We start from the raw sequence: 19,503 nt of genomic DNA on the forward strand, positions 1-19,503 counted from the left end.
CTTTTTGAAGCTAAATAATTAATGATTAAGAGTAAATACACCAATCTACACTCCTTTGTTTTTGTTTTTTAACAATATTTTTACTTTAAAAAACACTTATTTTTAAGTAAAGACAGGCTCGTTTTTACTTTTTTTATTTTTTATGTTTTTTTTAACTAAATGGAAATTATGTAGCAATATTGTCAAAATTAGCAGCAAAAATAATTCTAATAATGAATATTACACACTGTTTTAGTCTTAAAATTACTTAGAATGTTTTTTAAAGTGTCTTTTTTTATAAATTATTTAAAAAAATAACAAACAACCGATTGTGTATTAATTGCTTTTCTTTATATTTGTTATAAGTACACTTATTAACTAAACCAATCAAATTTTAACTATCTAAATCAATTTTTATGACTAACTCTTTTGTTACAAGTAAAGCAAAGCATCTAAAATGTTTTTGTTTTTTGATCTTAATGTTTGCGTTTTCACTCCATTCGAGTGCGCAGACAAAAGTTACCGGAATCGTATCAGATGCAAATGGTCCAATTCCGGGGGCTAATGTAAATTTAAAAGGAACTAAAACTGGTGTAAGTACTGGTTTTGACGGTACTTATACTATCGATGTCCCATCCAATGGTATTCTTGTTTTCAGTTTTATAGGTTTAAGAAACAAAGAAGTAGCTGTAAACGGACAAAGCAAAATTAATGTAAGTCTTGAAGAAGATTCTGCTCAATTAAAAGAAGTAGTTGTTATCGGGTACGGAACGCAAAGGAAAGAAGCTGTAACGGGATCTGTAGCTTCTATTGGAGGCGGTGAATTAAATCAAGTTGCTTCTGCCAACGTAACCCAGGCTTTACAAGGAAGACTTGCCGGTGTTGACTTAACTCAAACTTCGACCAAACCGGGAGCAGCAATGCAGATACGCATACGCGGAACAAGATCTTTAACGGGGAGCAATGATCCATTAATTGTTTTAGACGGAGTTCCGTTTGCAGGTTCAATCGGCGATATAAATCCCGTTGATATAAAATCTGTAGATGTTTTAAAAGATGCTTCTGCTACAGCCATTTACGGTTCACGTGGAGCAAACGGGGTTATATTAATTACAAGTAATAAAGGACGTAAAAATCAAAAAGCTACTTTTAATTACAATGGATTTAGTGGTATCAAGCAGGTTTTTGGGAAATATGATATGATGGATGCTGCTAAATTTGGAGCACTTCGCGATTACTCCACTTTATATACAGACGGTATTGATGAATCAAGAAGCACCAATACAGACTGGCAGGATTCACTTTACGGAGCTGGCGAAATGATTAGTCATGATGTAAGTGTTTCAGGAGGTAGTGAGAACGGAGCTTATAATGCAGGTTTAGGATATTATAAAGAAGAATCTGTTTTACCGGGTCAAAAATACGAGCGTTTTAGCTTAAGAGCAGGTTTAGATCAGCAATTAGGAAGCTCTTTTCGTATGGGATTTAATACCAATAGCAATTACTCTGTTACCAACGGAGATAACATTGGTACAGGTACTGTTTTAGGAACCTCTCCTTTAGCAAATCCATATAATCCGGACGGATCTTTAAAAAGAACGGTGAGAATGGGTGGCGATGAAAACTGGGTTTATACCAGAGAATCCATTAATAATCTTGGCGATTCTTATGTGAACCAGACAAGAGCATTTAGTTCGTACAATAATATTTTTGCTGAAGTAAAAATACCGGGAGTTGAGGGTTTAAAATACCGTATGAATACAGGATTGAATTTACGCTTATCAAATGGCGGTTACTATGAAGGACAAGGTGTTTTTGATGTAAATCCAACCACGATTTCAAATGCATGGATAAGCAACACTTTATCAACACAATGGCTTATTGAAAATTTGATTTCTTACGACAAAACTTTTGCTGAAAAGCATACCGTAAATTTTGTGGGATTATATTCAAACGAGCAATTTACAGGAAATACTTCAAGAATCGCCAGAAACGGAATTACTTCTGATGCATTTCAGTTTTACAACTTGGGTCAGAGTGAAGAAGAAGCGGTTATAAACCCTGCAGATCAGGATTATACACAATGGGGTTTAAGTTCGTACATGGCAAGGGCGATGTATTCTTATGATAATAAATATTTTATTTCGGGAACAATTCGTTCAGACGGTTCGTCACGTTTATCAAAAGGAAATAAATGGGTTACGTATCCGGCGGTTTCTGCAGGATGGACAGCTTCTAATGAATCTTTTATGAAAAATCTTTCATGGGTTAATCTGGTAAAATTACGTGTAGGATACGGTGAAACTTCTAATCAGGCAGTAGATCCATATCAAACTTTGGGGGCTTTAAGTACAAGACCTTATAATTTTGGAAATACAAATTCTACAGGTGTATATGTTACAACACTACCTAATCCGGATTTAGGATGGGAATATTCGACAACATGGAATTACGGACTGGATTTCGCTTTCCTTAATAATCGTTTATCAGGTACTATCGAATATTACAAAACAAATACAAAAGATTTGCTGCAACGCGTAAATCTTCCGGCAACATCTGGTGTGAGCAGTTATGTGGCAAACGTAGGTGAAACTGAAAATAAAGGATATGAAATTGCCTTAAACGGAGTTATTCTTGATAATCCAAAAGGATTGAGTTGGACTGTTGGGGTTAATTTCTATGCCAACGAAAACAAGTTGGTTAAACTTGCGTCGGGAGCGCAAAGAGATGAGGCAAATTCATGGTTTGTAGGGTATAATATCAACTCTATTTACGATTATGAAAAAGTAGGAATCTGGCAGGAAGGCGATCCATACATGTCTATATTAGAGCCAGGACCAACCGGTATCAACGCTCAGGGAACAGTAGTAGGATCTATTAAAGTAAAATATACAGGAGATTTTAATCCGGATGGTTCACCAACGCGTGCCATTAATACAAGCGACAGACAAATTATAGAAACAGACCCGGACTTTCAGGGAGGTTTTAATACGAACTTAACGTATAAAGGTTTTGATTTTTCTGCCGTAGGAGCTTTTAAAAGCGGTGGTGTTTTAATCAGTACACTTTACGGAGGAAACAGTTACCTGAATTTACTTAACGGAAGAAGAAGTAATGTTGATGTAGATTATTGGACTCCGGATAACAGAGATGCTGAATATCCAAATCCAAGAGGGATTAGAAGTGGTGATAACCCAAAATACATTTCTACGATGGGATATTTTGATGCATCATACGTAAAAATCAGAGCATTAACTCTTGGATATACTTTAGATCAGGAATTTATGAGAAGCTTAGGTATTCAGAAGCTGAGACTTTATTTTACAGCGCAAAATCCGTTTGTACTTTTCTCTCCTTACAATAGAAAATCAGGAATGGATCCTGAAACAAATTCTTTTGGAGATGAAAATCAGGCCGTAACAGGTACTTACCAACGTAGATTTACGGTTATTGGAACAAATACACCTTCAACCAGAAACTTTTTATTCGGACTTAATTTCACATTTTAATCAAGAACAACTATGAAACGATATATTTTTAAAAGATTACTTATAGGATCAGTAGCTTTGTTCTCCTTTGCGGGCTGCTCTGATATTTTAGAAGAAAAACCACATGATTTTTATGAGCCTGGCTATTTTAAAACGGAACAGGGAGTTGTACAGGGATTGACGTCACATTATGCCCATTTACGATGGATATACGGGCAGGCCTATTATTATAATTCTGTGCAAACAGGAACAGATGAAAATACATATGGACAGCAAGCTGACGGAAATTTTAAAGATCATGATTTATCCGGAGTTGGGGTTATAAATCCTGCCTCAAGCAGAGCCGACGTGGTATGGAATAACTCTTATAATGATATCAATACAGCAAGTGGTATTATTGAAAATGCTGCCGCAGTAGGTATCGCAAGTAACTTAATTGCAGAATCTAAATTCTTTAGAGCTTTTGATTATTTTTTATTAGTACAAAATTTTGGAGGCGTACCTTTAGATTTGGGAGCTGGCGAATTAAAATTTAATAGCAAACCATCGAGATCTTCAAAAAGAAATACAGTAAGTGAGGTCTATACAAAAGCTATTTTTCCGGACTTGGTAGCAGCTGTAAATGAATTACCTGATGCGCCAAGGTTAACAGGTACAGCAACTAAAACGCTGGCTCGTTTAATGTTAGCAAAAGCATATCTGACATATGCATGGTGGCTGGAAAATCCAAACAATATTCCAACTTATCCTGATACACCAAGAACAGATCCTGATGGACATAATGCACAATGGTATTTTCAAGAAGCTTACAACATCGCATTAGACGGAATTAATAACCCGGGAACTTATGGATTATTGCCTTATTATTATGATGTAAACTTAGGTTCTAATGATCGCAACAAAGAAATTATGCTTTATGCAGACCATACAGAAGAAAGTGAATATTACAACGGCGCAAGTCTTACCTACGGAAGTGGTGGCGCGCCGGATAATTTTGCAGGCTGGATGGGAACATTTAATTACACTTCGATAAGAAGTAAAAATGCATCAGGAGCTGCAGTTTCGACTGTACAAAGAGCTGCAGATCAGTTTTTAGGACGTCCGTGGGTGAGAATGGTACCGCCTATAGAAGTCTTTACAAAAACTTTTGCAGATAAAACAAACGATTCAAGATACGACGGAACATTTGCAGCCGTATATCGTGGAAACTGGAACTTACTTGGAACCGGATTAACCGATGTAGCAACATTATATAATGCTAACGGATTACCGGTAAAACCAGGTGATGCTATTGTAACTTTTCTTAATGATGAACCTGCAACGGCAATTACATATCCTACAGGAGCGGGAGATAATGGTGTTGGAGCAGGAGTTTTACCAGGCAGATCTGATTATGTAATTTCTCCAATGGGAATAAGCAGAATCGTATATCCGGGATTATGGAAATTAGGTCCATACCGTACAGATAATGCAGGAGGATTAGGACAGCCAAATGCGGGAAGTACAAGACCTTATCCGGTTGCTAAATTTTCAGAACTCTATTTTGTCGCGGCAGAAGCGGCAGTAAAAGGAGCAACTGGCGGTATGTCTGCCAGAGATCTTATCAATGTAATCAGAGACCGCGCAGGAAAATGGCGCTGGGACAATAATGGTAAAGTAGCAAAAACGGCCGACAACAGTGCCTTATTAACGAGTACAACTCCAGCTGTAATTGATATTAATTACATTCTGGCTGAGCGTTCCCGCGAATATTATGGCGAAGGATACCGTTGGTACGATTTAGTAAGAACTCAAAAATGGAATGAAATTGCCGGTAAATATTCAATTGGCGGATCAAATTACGGTCAGCATACACCAGAGGTTATTACCAGAACAATAGAGCCGCATCATTATTTGCGTCCTATTCCACAAGGACAAATAGACGGTATGGAAATGTCTGATGCAGATAAAAAAACGTACCAGAATCCGGGATACAATTAATAAATATTTTGAAGTAAATAAATTTATAAGTTAGTTAAGTTTAGCCGAGGGATAATTTCCTCGGCTTTTAAATTGTGAATTCAATTTGGAAATAGAACACGGATGACGCAGATTTAAGCGAATTTCATGTTTTATTTACGAAGATTCATCAGATTTTAAATAAAAAAAATCAGCGCCGATCCGCTTAAATCAGCGTCATCCGCGTTCAAAAAACGTCTTTTATTCACGTTTCACAAAACAAGAAAAAACAAAAATGAAACAACAACTATTAGTTCTCTCACTAGCATTATCGTTTCTCTTTTCTTTTAAAGGAGTTGCAGTTAAAGATACCATTACCGGAAAACAGAATGTAAAAGCACCTGTTTTTTCTAACGTTGTGTATCAGGGAAATGATAATATTTATAAAAATAATCCATTAAAGCCAGATGAGTTTTATTCTCCCGTTTTACAGGGATGTTATCCGGATCCGGCAATTACCAGAAAAGGCGATGATTATTTTATGGTGTGTTCTTCATTTGCTATGTTTCCAGGAGTACCAATTTTTCATTCTAAAGATTTAGTGAATTGGACAGACCTTGGAGGCGTATTAAATAAAGTCTCCGAATTTAATCCCCATGACACAGGTATAAGTCAGGGCGTATATGCACCGGGAATAACATATAATCCTCATAATGATACTTTCTATATGATTGTAACAGCATTTTCAGGAGGTTTGGGCAATATTATAGTAAAAACAAAAGACCCAATGAAAGGTTGGGGAAGCCCAATAAAATTAGGTTTTGACGGAATTGATCCTTGTATCTTTTTTGATGATAACGGAAAAGGATATATCGTTCATAATGACGCTCCCGATAAAGGAAAAGAACTCTATCAGGGTCATCGTGTTATTAAAGTTTGGGAATATGATCTCGAAAAAGATCAGGTTATCAAGGGAACGGATAAAATTATTGTAGATGGCGGAGTAGATCTTTCGAAAAAACCAATCTGGATAGAAGCGCCACATTTGTATAAAAAAGACGGTCATTATTATTTAATGTGTGCCGAAGGCGGTACAGGCGGAAATCATAGCGAAGTTATTTTTATTAGTGACAGTCCAAAAGGGCCTTTCAAACCGGCATCAAACAACCCGATTCTTACCCAAAGATATTTTCCTCAGGACAGAAAAGACAAAGTAGACTGGGCAGGACATGCCGATTTAGTTCTTGGACCAGATAATAAATATTATGGTGTATTTTTAGGCGTTCGCCCGAATGATAAAGACAGAGTAAATACAGGACGTGAAACTTTTATGCTTCCGGTTGACTGGTCAGGAACTTTTCCGGTTTTTGAAAACGGATTAGTGCCTTTAGAACCAAAAATTAAAATGCCAAAAGGCGTTACCGAAAACAAAACCGGCAAAGACGAATTTTTCCCGAATGGTAATTTTACGTTTACCGAAAATTTTACTTCTGATAAATTAGATTACCGCTGGATCGGACTTCGAGGTCCGCGTGAAAATTTTATTTCCGTAACCCAAAAAGGACTTCAGATTAATCCTTTCGAAGTAAATATAAAAGAATTGAAACCTACGTCGACACTTTTTTACAGACAAATGCACAACACGTTCTCGTTTGCCACGACAATAGATTACAAACCAGAATCTGAAAAAGATTTGGCGGGAATTACATGCCTTCAAAACGAGCGTTTTAATTATGTTTTTGGGATCACAAAAAAGGGAAAAGACACTTATATTTTATTAGAAAGAACAGAAAAAGGACAATCAAAAATAATGGCAAGTGCCAAAATTGAAATCAAAAAAAACATACGTCTTCAGGTAAAAGCAACCGGAGACAGTTACGAATTTAGTTATGCCCTGAACGGGACTGATTTTAAAAATTTAGGCGAACCGGTTTCAGGCGATATTCTTTCAACAAATATGGCCGGAGGCTTTACAGGTGCATTGGTAGGATTGTACGCAACGGCTGCAAATGATGCTCAGCCACAATAAAAATGAAATATGAAAAAGGAACATTTTAAAGGATTGTTGTTTTTGCAGTTCTTCTTTTTGATTTTGAGTTGTCAGATATTAGCACAAAGCAAATCAAAAACGGAGAATTGGGTCGGAACTTGGGCTTGTGCGCAAATGCTGGTCGAACCCAACAATATGCCACCCGCTCCGGGACTTTCAGAAAATACAATTCGACAAATTATAAGGGTTTCTATTGGAGGAAAACGGATAAGATTGCGTTTCTCTAATATTTTTAGCAATCAACAAACGGTTTTAAAATCGGTTAGTGTGGCCAATGTTATCGATGCACCGATTGTTGATGCTAAAACCCAAAAGGAACTTCGTTTTAATGGAAAATCTGATATCACCATAAATCCCGAACAGGATGTTTTTTCAGATGCTTTTGATTTTGAATTACAGCCTGGACAGCTTTTAGCGATTACCATCCATTACGGAGATACATCGCAAAAAACATCAGGACATCCCGGTTCGCGAACTACTTCTTATATTCTTGAAGGAGATCAAATTCAAAATTCAGCTTTTGATCGCGCCATAAAAACAGATCACTGGTATTCGATTATGGGACTGGATGTTGTTTCTGATAAATCGACTGCGAATATCGTTTGTTTGGGAAATTCTATTACAGACGGCCGAGGCTCAGGAACCAACAAACAAAATCGATGGACAGATATTTTATCGGCACGATTATCAGCCAATAAAAAAACAGAAAAAATTGGTGTTTTAAATTTAGGAATTGGAGGAAATTGTGTCGTCAAAGGCGGATTAGGCCCAACGGCCATGAATCGTTTTGACAGGGATGTATTATCTCAAAAAGGCACAAAATGGCTCGTAATTCTGGAAGGCATCAACGACATTGGAGGAATTAAAAATCCGGAAGATGCACCAATAAAAGCGCAGGAACTTATTGAAGCGTATAAAGTAATGATTACCAAAGCGCATGCAAAAGGAATTAAAGTCTACGGCTGTACTATTTTGCCATTTCAAAAATCATTTTATGATGCGCCTCACAAACAAGAAGCCCGTGATATTGTAAATGCCTGGATCAGAAATAGTAAAGCCTTTGATGCTGTAATTGATTTTGATAAAGCCATGGTTGCAGAAGAAGGTTCAAAAACAATTTTATCCAACCTGCACGACGGCGATTTTTTGCATCCAAACGAAGCGGGTTATCTTAAGATGGGAGAAACAGTAGATCTCAATTTATTTAAATAACAGTTTGCATATTTTGAATTCGATTAAAATGATTTTTTGATAATAAAAACAAATCAACAATGAAATCAATAATTAGGTTTTTCACATTTATCATTCTTTTTTCAATAGTACAAAAAGGGTATTCTCAAGATTCTAACTTTCATATTTATCTGAGTTTTGGTCAGTCTAACATGGAAGGATATGCCAAAATAGAACCACAGGATAAATTGGGTGTCGACGATAGATTTCAGGTTTTACAGGCAGTCAATTGTCCTGAACTGAAACGTGAAAAAGGAAATTGGTACACCGCCATACCGCCATTGTGCCGTTGCAGTACCGGACTAACGCCAGTTGATTATTTTGGAAGAAATCTGGTAGCCAATCTGCCTAAAAATATAAAAGTGGGCGTAATCAATGTAGCCGTTGGAGGGTGCAAAATTGAACTTTTTGATAAAGATAAAACAGCAGAATATGTAGCAACAGCGCCAGACTGGATGAAAGGCATTCTAAAAGAATACGACGGAAATCCGTATGCAAGATTGGTAGAGCTGGCCAAAATAGCACAGAAAAAAGGAGTTATTAAAGGCATTTTGCTGCATCAGGGAGAATCGAATACCGGCGATACACTTTGGACAAAAAAAGTAAAAATCGTCTATGATAATTTGATAAAAGACCTGAATCTGGATCCGAAAAAAGTGCCTTTGCTTTCGGGGGAAACTGTAAACGAAGACCAGAATGGTAAATGTGGCAGCATGAATAAAATCATTGCGACCTTGCCAAAAACGATTCCCAATTCGTATGTTATTTCATCTAAAGGATGCACGGCTGAACCTGACTTTTTGCATTTTAATGCCGCAGGTTACAGAGATTTGGGAAGACGTTATGCCGATAAAATGCTTTCGTTATTGGGATATAAATTGGCTGATGGAAAATCGCCTTTTATAGTGCAGGCTCCCCTTGGTTTTGATCAGTTAAATAACAGTATTCCGGCAGGAAAAATAGAAACGATCTCTTATGAATCTAAAACGGTTGATGCTACACGAAAAGCAACGGTTTATACGCCACCGGGATTTAATAAAAAGAAAAAATATCCGGTTTTGTATCTTTTACACGGAATAGGCGGGGATGAAAAAGAATGGTTGAACGGAGGAAATCCGCAAATTATATTAGACAATCTTTTTGCAGAAGGAAAAATTGAACCCATGATTGTGGTCATGCCAAACGGCAGGGCAATGAAAGACGACAGTGCGACCGGTAACATCATGGCACCCGATAAAGTTCAGGCTTTTGCTACGTTTGAAAAAGATTTATTAAACGACCTGATTCCGTTTATCGAAAAAAAATACCCGGTTTTGAAAGACAGAGAACACCGCGCCATCGCCGGCTTATCAATGGGTGGCGGACAATCGTTGAATTTCGGATTGGGTAATTTAGATAAATTTGCCTGGGTTGGCGCATTTTCTGCAGCTCCAAATACTAAAGCACCCCAAGAATTACTTCCCAATCCAGAAGAGGCAAAAAAGAAATTAAAACTACTCTGGATTTCCTGCGGAGATAACGACTGGCTTATCGAAAACAGTAAACGAACGCATGATTATTTATATAAAAATGATGTACCTCACATTTATTATATCGAGTCCGGAGTTCATGATTTTAAAGTCTGGAAAAACGGATTATATATGTTTTCACAATTCTTATTTAAACCTGTCGATCAATCCAATTTTGCAGCTTACACCATTTTAGGAAATCCTGCGCAAACCAATATTCGCAATGCAAAATATCCTCAAATATTACCGGATAACAAAGTGCTTTTTAAAGTCAACGCTCCCGAAGCTTCAAAAGTACAAATCGATTTGGGCAAAAAATACGATCTGACAAGAGATTCAGAAGGATTTTGGACAGTAACTACAGAGGTAATAAACAAAGGATTTAATTATTATTCACTGCTTATTGATGGCGTCGCCGTTGCAGATCCGTCAAGTCAGACATTTTACGGAATGGGGCGAATGGCAAGCGGTATCGAAATTCCAAATAAAGAAGGAGATTTTTATGCTTTAAAAGACGTTCCGCATGGTGATATCAGAATCAAAAAATATTTTTCAAAAGCAACCAATTCATGGCGCGAAATGTATGTGTATACACCACCGGGTTACGAGAATTCGACAGAAAAATATCCGGTTTTATATCTCCTTCATGGTGGAGGCGAGGATCAAACAGGCTGGGCAACGCAGGGGAAAGCAAACTTAATTTTAGACAATTTAATTGCCGAAAATAAAGCAAAACAAATGATTATCGCAATGCTCGATGGCAATATGGGAAATATAGGCGGCGTTGCAGGTTTTAATGAAAATGCACTAAAAGCTTTTGAAAATGAATTGAAAACCGGAGCAATTCCTTTTGTAGAAAATAATTTTAAAGTAGCGAAAGACGCTAAAAACAGAGCTTTGGCAGGATTATCAATGGGAGGTTTGCAAACACTTTATGCGGGCGTTAAAAATTCTGACTTGTTTTCTTATATAGGCGTTTTTAGTTCAGGGTGGTGGGCGAATAATACCACTTTAGCTGATCCGCAATACGAGTTTATGAAAAATAATGTTGGGACGATTAATGCGAACATCAAAGAATTTTGGATTTCTATGGGCGGCAAAGAAGATATCGCTTATGAAAATTGCAAAATAATGATGAAAAAGTTCGACCAGCTTGGAATTAAATATAAATACAGCGAATATCCGGGCGGACATACATGGCCGGTCTGGAGACATGATTTATTTATGTTTACACCATTATTGTTTCAGCAGAAATAAAGATTTTAAAATAGTAATTGAATTGCATAATAAATAAAGTTCATGAATACATTTTCAAAATATATCCTCACATTTCTTATCGTTTTTAGTTGTACTTTTTTAAAAGCGCAGTCGTTTATTACAACTCAAAAAGGGGACAATGTTATTGTCCTGAAAGAGAAATCTTCAACCTTGTCCTTTCTTGTTAGTAATGGAACAGATGCAGGGATTTTGCGTGCTATAACTAATTTACAAAATGATTTTGAAAAAGTTACGGGAGAAAAACCATCAATCTTAAATCAGAAACCAAACTCATCATCACCGTTAATTATTATCGGAACAATCGGTACAAATTCTGTGATTGATGATTTAGTGAAAGCAAATAAAATCGACGGAAAACTACTAAAAGGCAAAAATGAAAAGTTTACGATTCAAAACATTAAAAATCCATTTAAAGGAGTAGATGAAGCCATCGTAATTGCCGGAAGTGACAAACGCGGAACGATTTACGGCATTTACGAATTATCCAAACAAATTGGCGTTTCGCCTTGGTATTACTGGGCTGATGTTCCTGTGGAGAAAAAAGACAATCTGTATTTTGTAAAAGGAACCTATACGGATGGCGAACCTGCCGTAAAATACAGAGGAATTTTTATCAACGACGAAGCGCCTGCATTAAGCGGCTGGTCGAAAGCAACATTTGGCGGATTTAACAGCAAGTTTTATGAGAAAGTTTTTGAATTACTGCTTCGGTTAAAAGCCAATTACATCTGGCCTGCCATGTGGGGAAATGCGTTTTACGATGATGATCCCGCCAGCGGACCTCTTGCCAACGAAATGGGAATAGTCATTGGTACATCGCACCACGAACCAATGGCTTTGGCACAAACCGACTGGCACCGATATATTAAAAAAAATAACCTCCCGAATGTTTGGGATTATAATAAAAATAAAACTGTTCTGGATGAATTCTGGAAAGGTGGAATAGAGCGCAGTAAAAATTGGGAAAAGCTCGTAACCGTAGGAATGCGTGGAGACGGCGACGAAGCCATGAGCGAAGGAACCAATATAACTTTGCTGGAAAATATCGTAAAAGAACAACGCAAAATTATTGCTGACGTAACCCAAAAAAAGCCTGAAAAAACACCTCAGGTTTGGGCTTTGTATAAGGAAGTTCAGGATTATTATGATCAGGGAATGCGTGTTCCGGATGATGTTATTTTGCTGTTCTGTGATGACAATTGGGGGAATGTGCGCAAGCTTCCAGACCTGACAAAACCTTTGCACAAAGGCGGTTACGGAATATATTATCATTTTGATTATGTGGGAGGTCCGAGAAATTCAAAATGGATCAATATAAGTCCGATACAAAGGGTTTGGGAGCAGATGAATTTGAGCTACGAACACGGCGTTGATAAAGTATGGATTGTAAATGTTGGAGATTTAAAACCAATGGAATTTCCGATCAGTTTCTTTTTAGATATGGCGTGGAATCCTAAAAAGTTCAATTCTCAGAATCTTTTTGAATTTACCGAGAAATGGGCTGCCGATCAATTCGGAACAAAACATGCCAAAGAAATTGCAAGATTATTAAATACCTATCCAAAATTCAACAGAAGAGTAACGCCCGAAATGCTCGACAGCAAAACCTACAGTCTGGAAAATTACAATGAATTTGAAACGGTTGTCAATGAGTATAAAAATCTGGCACTTGATGCGTATCGAATTTACAATGAGATTCCAAAAGAATATCAGGATGCTTATTTTCAATTGGTTTTATACCCAATAGATGCCTGCAGCAATCTTTATGAAATGTATTTTGCACAGGCGAATAACAGAAAACTGGCTTCGGAAAAAAATAGTTTAGCCAATGCTTTTGCAGATCAGGTAAAAAGGAATTTTGAAAGGGATTCTGTACTTCAAAACAAATACAACAATGAAATTTCTGGTGGAAAATGGACGCATATTATGGATCAGATGCGAATTGGATATAAGGCGTGGCACGATACTCCGAAAAACATTTTGCCTGAAATCAGTTATGTTTCTGAAAAAGAGCAGCTAGTTTCGAATGTATTTGTAGAAAAAGATGGTTATGTTTCTATCGAAGCAGAACATTTTTCTAAACTAAATAATTCGAACACAATTCACTGGGAGGTAATTCCTGATTTTGGAAAAACAAAAAGCGGGATTACGACATTTCCACAAAATAAATATCCTACTCAGAACGACAATATTTTTGTAGAGTATGAAATTGATTTTGCTTCAACAGGAGAATTTAATGTAGAATTGCTTTTGTCTCCAACACTCAACTTTAACAGCAACAAAGGGCTTCGTTATGAAGTTTCTTTTGATGAAGCAAAACCACAAACAATAAATTTTAACGGTCATTACCGTGGAGAATTAGGAAAATGGCAAGCCGAACACTTGATTCATTCGAACACGAAACATACCATTTCAAAACCCGGAAAACATATTTTACGCTTCCGTGTTTTAGACCCCGGAATTGTGCTGCAGAAAATTGTCATTAATACCGGAGGGTTAAAGCCGTCTTATCTCGGACCTCCTGAAAGTAATATTAAATTCTAAATTTTTAACGGATTAAATTTTAGTAGAATATGAAAAAATTATACAAATTAAGTTCAATATTGTTTGCAGTTTTATTTTTGTCATCTGCTCAGTTAAGTGCACAAAATGCGAAAGTACAAATTGATAAAAATAAGACGTATCAAAAAGTTACTGGTTTTGGAGGTTTTGTATGCAGTCCCCAGTTTGGTTATAATTACATGTCTGTTGACGAAATCAAAAAAATGTGGGGAACAAACAGTGAAGCCGGTTTTAACATTATGCGTCTTTACATTCCGGGAGAGAGTAACTGGGCCTCAACGCTTGCAACTGCAAAATTAGCCAAAAATGATTTGGGATTAAAGATTTTTGCAAGCCCCTGGACAATGCCCGCAGAATGGAAAACGAACAACAGTGAAGTTGCAGTTTACACAGATGAAAATGGAGTTAAACAAATCGGCTACCTGAAAGAAGAACATTATGAAGATTATGCTTTGTATCTTAATCGTTATGTAACCTATCTTCGTGATAATGGAGTAGAACTCGATTATATTTCAATTCAAAATGAGCCTGATGAAATGGCAACCTATCAAGGTTGTATATGGACACCTGTACAAATAGCTGCATTTGTTAAAAATTACGGGCATCTTATTAATTGTAAGGTTATTGCGCCGGAAAGTGTTGGTTATTCAGATGCTTTTTCAAATGCTTTTCTCGATGCTGATGTTATGCAAAATTTTGAAGTTTACGGAGTTCATCAGTATGGTGGTATTCAGTCCAAATACAAGCAATTTCAGAATTTTAACAAAGAGATATGGATGACAGAATATCTCATTAACTGGAATTCCGGAGGTACGGTTCGTGATTTTAATTGGGGAATTGATGCTTTTAGTTTCGCAAACAGTGTGAATGATGCCTTGCTAGGAAATGTCAATGCGTGGATTCATTATTCCACTAAGCGATATTACGCACTTATGGGTGATGGAACAAACGGAACAGTATCTGGAGAAATGACCAAAAGAGGGCATATACTTTCGCAATATGCAAAATTCACTACAGGTACGACACGTGTAGAATCAACGTGGAGTGACGCCACTGCACAGTTGAAAGGCTCCTCATACATAAATGATGCAGGTGATAAAATTGTTCTTACTATAATTAATCCATCACAAAACACCTATAATCTTACTGTAGATTTGCCATTTTATTCTGTAAAAGGCACTAAAACAATTACCAGTCAAAGTATTGATATACAAAATACTGCGATAAGTTTTGCTGAAACATTTCGTCCGGTAATAAGTATTGATCCATCTAGTTTTATTACTTTGATATTTGAAAAGAGTAAGGAAAGAGTACCTTCACAAATGACCAGTAAAGAAGTTCATTACGCTAAAGTTGAAAATCAGTCTGTTACAAATGCAGCATTCGGAACAACTTATCAGATGAGCGGCAAAACAGTGACATTTGCAAACGCAAATCCTCTGATAAGTACAAATATGGACGGTTCTAATGGCTATTTGAAATTAGACAACCGTTACAATAAATTTATACTGCATGTTAAAAGTTTTACCACTGCAAATCAATCCAATACAGATAATACGACTCTGTATTATATCAATGACAACGGCGAAGTAAAATCTAAAAATTATGGAAAATTTAATTTCCCTACCGGGGTCGAATTTGATTTGACATTTGATATTTCTAAATCCGTTCTTACAGATGGATGTACAGGAATTATTGGTTTGCGAAATTCAAATTACAGTTCAGTACTTACTTTAAATTTGGGTGATGTATATTTTAATATTGCTGATGAAAAAGCAGCCGAATTTGCAGGAATATATTCAGATGATGACAGCCTTTTGATGGACGCACTGCAAAGTCCAAACTATGTATCATTAGATTTTAGAAACGCCACCGGTATCAGTTCCACTCAGGATTGGTATGCCAAATCAGTGAATAAAAACAGTATTTTTTATGTGGCTGATAATAATACTGCTAACAATGTAATATCAGGAACAACGTGTAATAATCTAAAACTTATGGATCAGGGAGGAGATTTTAATGTTCCTTTCGGTTTTTCGGCTTTAGCTGCGTCTTTTACCAAAACGATTTCAGGTTATGATCTTTTGGTTCTTCCGTATGAAGCCAATATACCTCAAGGTGTAATAGCTTACACGCTAGAGCCTTCATCTGCTAAAATAATCTGTAATAAAATTGAAGGTGTAATTCCGACAAATACCCCTGTTTTACTGAGTGGTTCAGGTACATTTGTTTTCAGTGGTATCGGAAATGTTTCAACACCAAAAGCCTTAACTGTTGATCAAATGAATCCGGTTTACATTGGTTTTAAGGCACCTGCAGGAAGTTATACATTGAAGACAGTAAATAATGTTACTGCATTTTATCCTGTAACTGCAGGAAGCGAACCTTTAATTTCATCATTTAATTTTTACTTAAGTGAAAAAAGCGGATATAATGCCACGGTGCTTCCGTTGGAGTTTGCCACATTAGGCACGGTTCAAAATGAATTGAATGAAGTTAGTTTTACGTTATATCCAAATCCTGCGTTGGAGGAAATTTTTGTTGATAAGATGACTTCTGATTTTGATTATAAAATTTTTAATGTTCAGGGCATTTTAGTGAATTCAGGGACCTTGAAAAACGGCAATACCAGAATAAAAATAGAATCACTGCCTGCAGGAGTTTATTTTATTAATGGAACAAACGATAAATCTAAAATAAGTAGAAAATTTGTAAAAAAATAAGATTAGAATTCGGGATAACAGTATAAGAAAAGAGTTGCAAAGCCTCCTAAAACAATGGTGACTTTAAAGCTTGACTACAAGAATATTTACCCTGCGATATTAAATTATCGTAGGTTTTCGAATTTTCAATATCTGCCCAGGAAGCAAAATTTATTTGCCTGGTATTTGAATTAAAATGTAATATGTAAATGATTTCTTTTGGTTTTGAGTTGTTTTCTTAAAAATATTTGATTTAAAAACATAAATGATAAAAATATAGCTTTTTTATTGAAGAATTATTTTTCACGTTTTAAAAAGTGTTATTTTTACACTTTTAACAAACAACCGATAGAACTAGTTCATTTTCTAGTTTTAAGAATAGTATTCTTTAGTCTTATTCTTGTTTTAAAAAATAAATAGGATCAATCTGTTATTAAGAAAAAGGAAAAATATTTAAAATATTAAAAAAAATTAGAATGAAATACAGCTTTATATTTTGTTTTTGTACACTGTTACTGAGCCATGTGACAGAAGCTCAAATGCAGTTGTTTGATTTAAAAGAGGTAAGGCTAAAAGATGGACCTTTTAAAAATGCTCAGGATGTAGATCTCAAGTATATTTTAGAACTCAATCCAGACAGGCTTTTAGCGCCTTATCTCATTGCCTCGGGAATACCCGTAAAAGCAGAACGTTACGGCAATTGGGAAAGTATAGGACTTGACGGGCACATTGCCGGACATTATCTTTCGGCATTGGCGATGATGTATGCTTCGACCGGAAATACTGAAGTTAAAAACCGATTGGATTATATGATTTCAGAATTGGAGAAATGTCAGCAAAAAAACGGAAATGGCTATGTGGGAGGAATTCCGCAGGGGAAAGTTTTTTGGGACCGAATTCATAATGGAGACATCGACGGAAGCAATTTCGGGTTAAACAATACCTGGGTGCCGCTGTACAATATTCACAAGCTTTTTGCCGGTTTAACCGATACGTATCGTTACACCGGAAATGAAAAAGCAAAAGAGGTTTTAATAAAACTGGGCGATTGGTTTATCGAATTAATTCGTCCGCTTTCTGATGAGCAGATTCAAAATATATTAAAAACAGAACACGGCGGCATAAACGAATCTTTTGCCGATTTGTATATCATTACAAAGGACAAGAAATATCTGGAAACTGCCGAAAAAGTTTCGCACTTAGCCATATTAAATCCGCTGGAGAAAAAAGAAGATAAGTTAACAAGATTACACGCCAATACGCAAATACCAAAAGTGATTGGTTTTGAGAAAATCGGTGTACTTTCCGGAAACAAAGACTGGACAGATGCCGCGCAGTTTTTCTGGGAAACCGTTACCCAAAAACGCAGCGTAGCTTTTGGCGGGAACAGTGTTGCCGAACATTTTAATCCAACCGAAGATTTTAGCGGTATGTTAAAATCAAATCAGGGGCCTGAAACGTGTAATTCTTATAACATGGAGCGTTTGAGCAAAGCCTTATTTTTGGACAAAAACAAGGTAAGTTATCTTGATTTTTACGAGCGCACGCTTTACAATCATATTCTTTCGAGCCAGCATCCTGAAAAAGGCGGTTTTGTTTATTTTACACCCATTAGACCCAATCATTATCGCGTTTATTCTCAACCCGAAACAAGCATGTGGTGTTGTGTAGGTTCAGGCCTTGAAAATCATTCTAAATATGGAGAATTGATTTACAGCCATACAGAAAATGATGTTTTTGTAAATCTGTTTATTCCGTCAACTTTAGATTGGAAAGAAAAGAATATTTACATCGAACAAAGCACAAAATTCCCCTATCAGAATAGCACAGATCTTGTTTTAAAACTAAAGAAAAGTGAGACATTTTCTATGAATATCCGTTGTCCGGAATGGGCAGAAAATTTTGAAATTTCAATTAATGGAAAAATTCAAAAAATAGAAGCAAAGCCTTCTAATTATGTAGTTCTCAACAGAAAATGGAAATCTGGAGATCAAATTTCCGTTACATTCAAAACTTCGACACATTTAGAAAATTTGCCGGACGGCTCAAATTGGAGTGCTTTTGTAAACGGACCAATTGTATTGGCAGCCAAAACATCAAACAAAGATCTAGACGGATTATTTGCAGATGACAGCCGAATGGGACATGTCGCATCGGGTAAATATTATCCGTTGGATCAGGCTTATGAAATGATAGGTGAAAAATCAGCTTATATCGCAAAACTGAAGGATTTAGGAAACCTGCATTTTCGTTTAGATTCGTTAGAATTACAGCCTTTTTTTGGAATTCATGACGCACGTTATCAAATGTATTTTCAAAATTATACCAAAGAACAGTATAAAGAAAAGCATGCTCTTTTGAAACAACAAGAAGTTGAAGCTTTGGCTTTGGAAGCAAAAACTATCGATAAAATTAATTGCGGTGAACAGCAGTCAGAAGTGGATCATGAATATAAAGGCGAAAAAAGTGATTCGGGTTATGATGATACAAAGGCCTGGAGAAATACGCGATCGTATATTTCCTATCAGTTATTAAATAAAAATAAGTCCGGAAAATATCTGGATATAAGTTGTACAGACGATTCTAAAACAGATAAAATCACGATTCTTATCAACGAAAAACCCGCGCGCATTATTTCTTCAGCAAATAAGACAATTCGATTAAATATTGAAAAGATTGAAATTGTAAACATCAAAATAAAATCTAATGATGGAAACAATAGTCCCAAGTTTCATCAATTCAGAATTTTAAAGGATTAAAAAAATAAA

8 protein-coding genes are annotated in these 19,503 nt (G+C 36.2%); all 8 read left to right on the forward strand.

All coding sequences use genetic code 11. The features are described from left to right. Window positions 1–395 precede the first annotated feature (395 nt). The 8 genes from AC4FQ3_RS19355 to AC4FQ3_RS19390 all read left to right on the forward strand — a co-directional run bounded on the left by AC4FQ3_RS19355 (window position 396) and on the right by AC4FQ3_RS19390 (window position 19,494). Window positions 396–3,488, forward strand: coding sequence for a SusC/RagA family TonB-linked outer membrane protein (locus tag AC4FQ3_RS19355; protein ID WP_491182936.1), 3,093 nt, complete (start codon window positions 396–398; stop codon window positions 3,486–3,488). Window positions 3,489–3,500: 12 nt separating this feature from the next. Beyond that, window positions 3,501–5,447: a RagB/SusD family nutrient uptake outer membrane protein gene (locus AC4FQ3_RS19360; RefSeq protein ID WP_491182937.1), complete on the forward strand. Its 1,947-nt coding sequence runs from the start codon at window positions 3,501–3,503 to the stop codon at window positions 5,445–5,447. Between the two features lie 253 nt (window positions 5,448–5,700). Further along, entirely contained in the window at window positions 5,701–7,434 is a 1,734-nt protein-coding gene (locus AC4FQ3_RS19365) for a glycoside hydrolase family 43 protein (protein WP_491182938.1), read from the forward strand. Window positions 7,435–7,443: 9 nt separating this feature from the next. Then, on the forward strand, window positions 7,444–8,667 hold the full coding sequence (locus tag AC4FQ3_RS19370; RefSeq protein ID WP_491182939.1) for an SGNH/GDSL hydrolase family protein: 1,224 nt from the start codon (window positions 7,444–7,446) through the stop codon (window positions 8,665–8,667). A 59-nt stretch (window positions 8,668–8,726) separates the two neighbouring features. Next, a complete protein-coding gene (locus tag AC4FQ3_RS19375) occupies window positions 8,727–11,450 on the forward strand; it encodes an alpha/beta hydrolase-fold protein (RefSeq protein WP_491182940.1) in 2,724 nt (907 codons plus the stop codon). A 42-nt stretch (window positions 11,451–11,492) separates the two neighbouring features. Next, window positions 11,493–14,015 (forward strand): glycosyl hydrolase 115 family protein, encoded by a 2,523-nt coding sequence (locus AC4FQ3_RS19380; RefSeq protein ID WP_491182941.1) that lies wholly within the window; start codon window positions 11,493–11,495, stop codon window positions 14,013–14,015. A 29-nt stretch (window positions 14,016–14,044) separates the two neighbouring features. After that, entirely contained in the window at window positions 14,045–16,756 is a 2,712-nt protein-coding gene (locus AC4FQ3_RS19385; protein ID WP_491182942.1) for a T9SS type A sorting domain-containing protein, read from the forward strand. Between the two features lie 455 nt (window positions 16,757–17,211). After that, a complete protein-coding gene (locus tag AC4FQ3_RS19390) occupies window positions 17,212–19,494 on the forward strand; it encodes a beta-L-arabinofuranosidase domain-containing protein (RefSeq protein ID WP_491182943.1) in 2,283 nt (760 codons plus the stop codon). The last annotated feature ends 9 nt before the right edge of the window (window positions 19,495–19,503 follow it).

It is taken from the genome of Flavobacterium sp. AK-345 (assembly GCF_058310175.1).

What these genes read in the sequence shown, in the direction of transcription:
- AC4FQ3_RS19375 (WP_491182940.1), top strand. Translation starts at nt 8,727, where the DNA reads ATGAAATCAATAATTAGGTTTTTCACATTTATCATTCTTTTTTCAATA.
- AC4FQ3_RS19360 (WP_491182937.1), top strand. Translation starts at nt 3,501, where the DNA reads ATGAAACGATATATTTTTAAAAGATTACTTATAGGATCAGTAGCTTTG.
- AC4FQ3_RS19385 (WP_491182942.1), top strand. Translation starts at nt 14,045, where the DNA reads ATGAAAAAATTATACAAATTAAGTTCAATATTGTTTGCAGTTTTATTT.
- AC4FQ3_RS19380 (WP_491182941.1), top strand. Translation starts at nt 11,493, where the DNA reads ATGAATACATTTTCAAAATATATCCTCACATTTCTTATCGTTTTTAGT.
- AC4FQ3_RS19370 (WP_491182939.1), top strand. Translation starts at nt 7,444, where the DNA reads ATGAAAAAGGAACATTTTAAAGGATTGTTGTTTTTGCAGTTCTTCTTT.
- AC4FQ3_RS19355 (WP_491182936.1), top strand. Translation starts at nt 396, where the DNA reads ATGACTAACTCTTTTGTTACAAGTAAAGCAAAGCATCTAAAATGTTTT.
- AC4FQ3_RS19365 (WP_491182938.1), top strand. Translation starts at nt 5,701, where the DNA reads ATGAAACAACAACTATTAGTTCTCTCACTAGCATTATCGTTTCTCTTT.
- AC4FQ3_RS19390 (WP_491182943.1), top strand. Translation starts at nt 17,212, where the DNA reads ATGAAATACAGCTTTATATTTTGTTTTTGTACACTGTTACTGAGCCAT.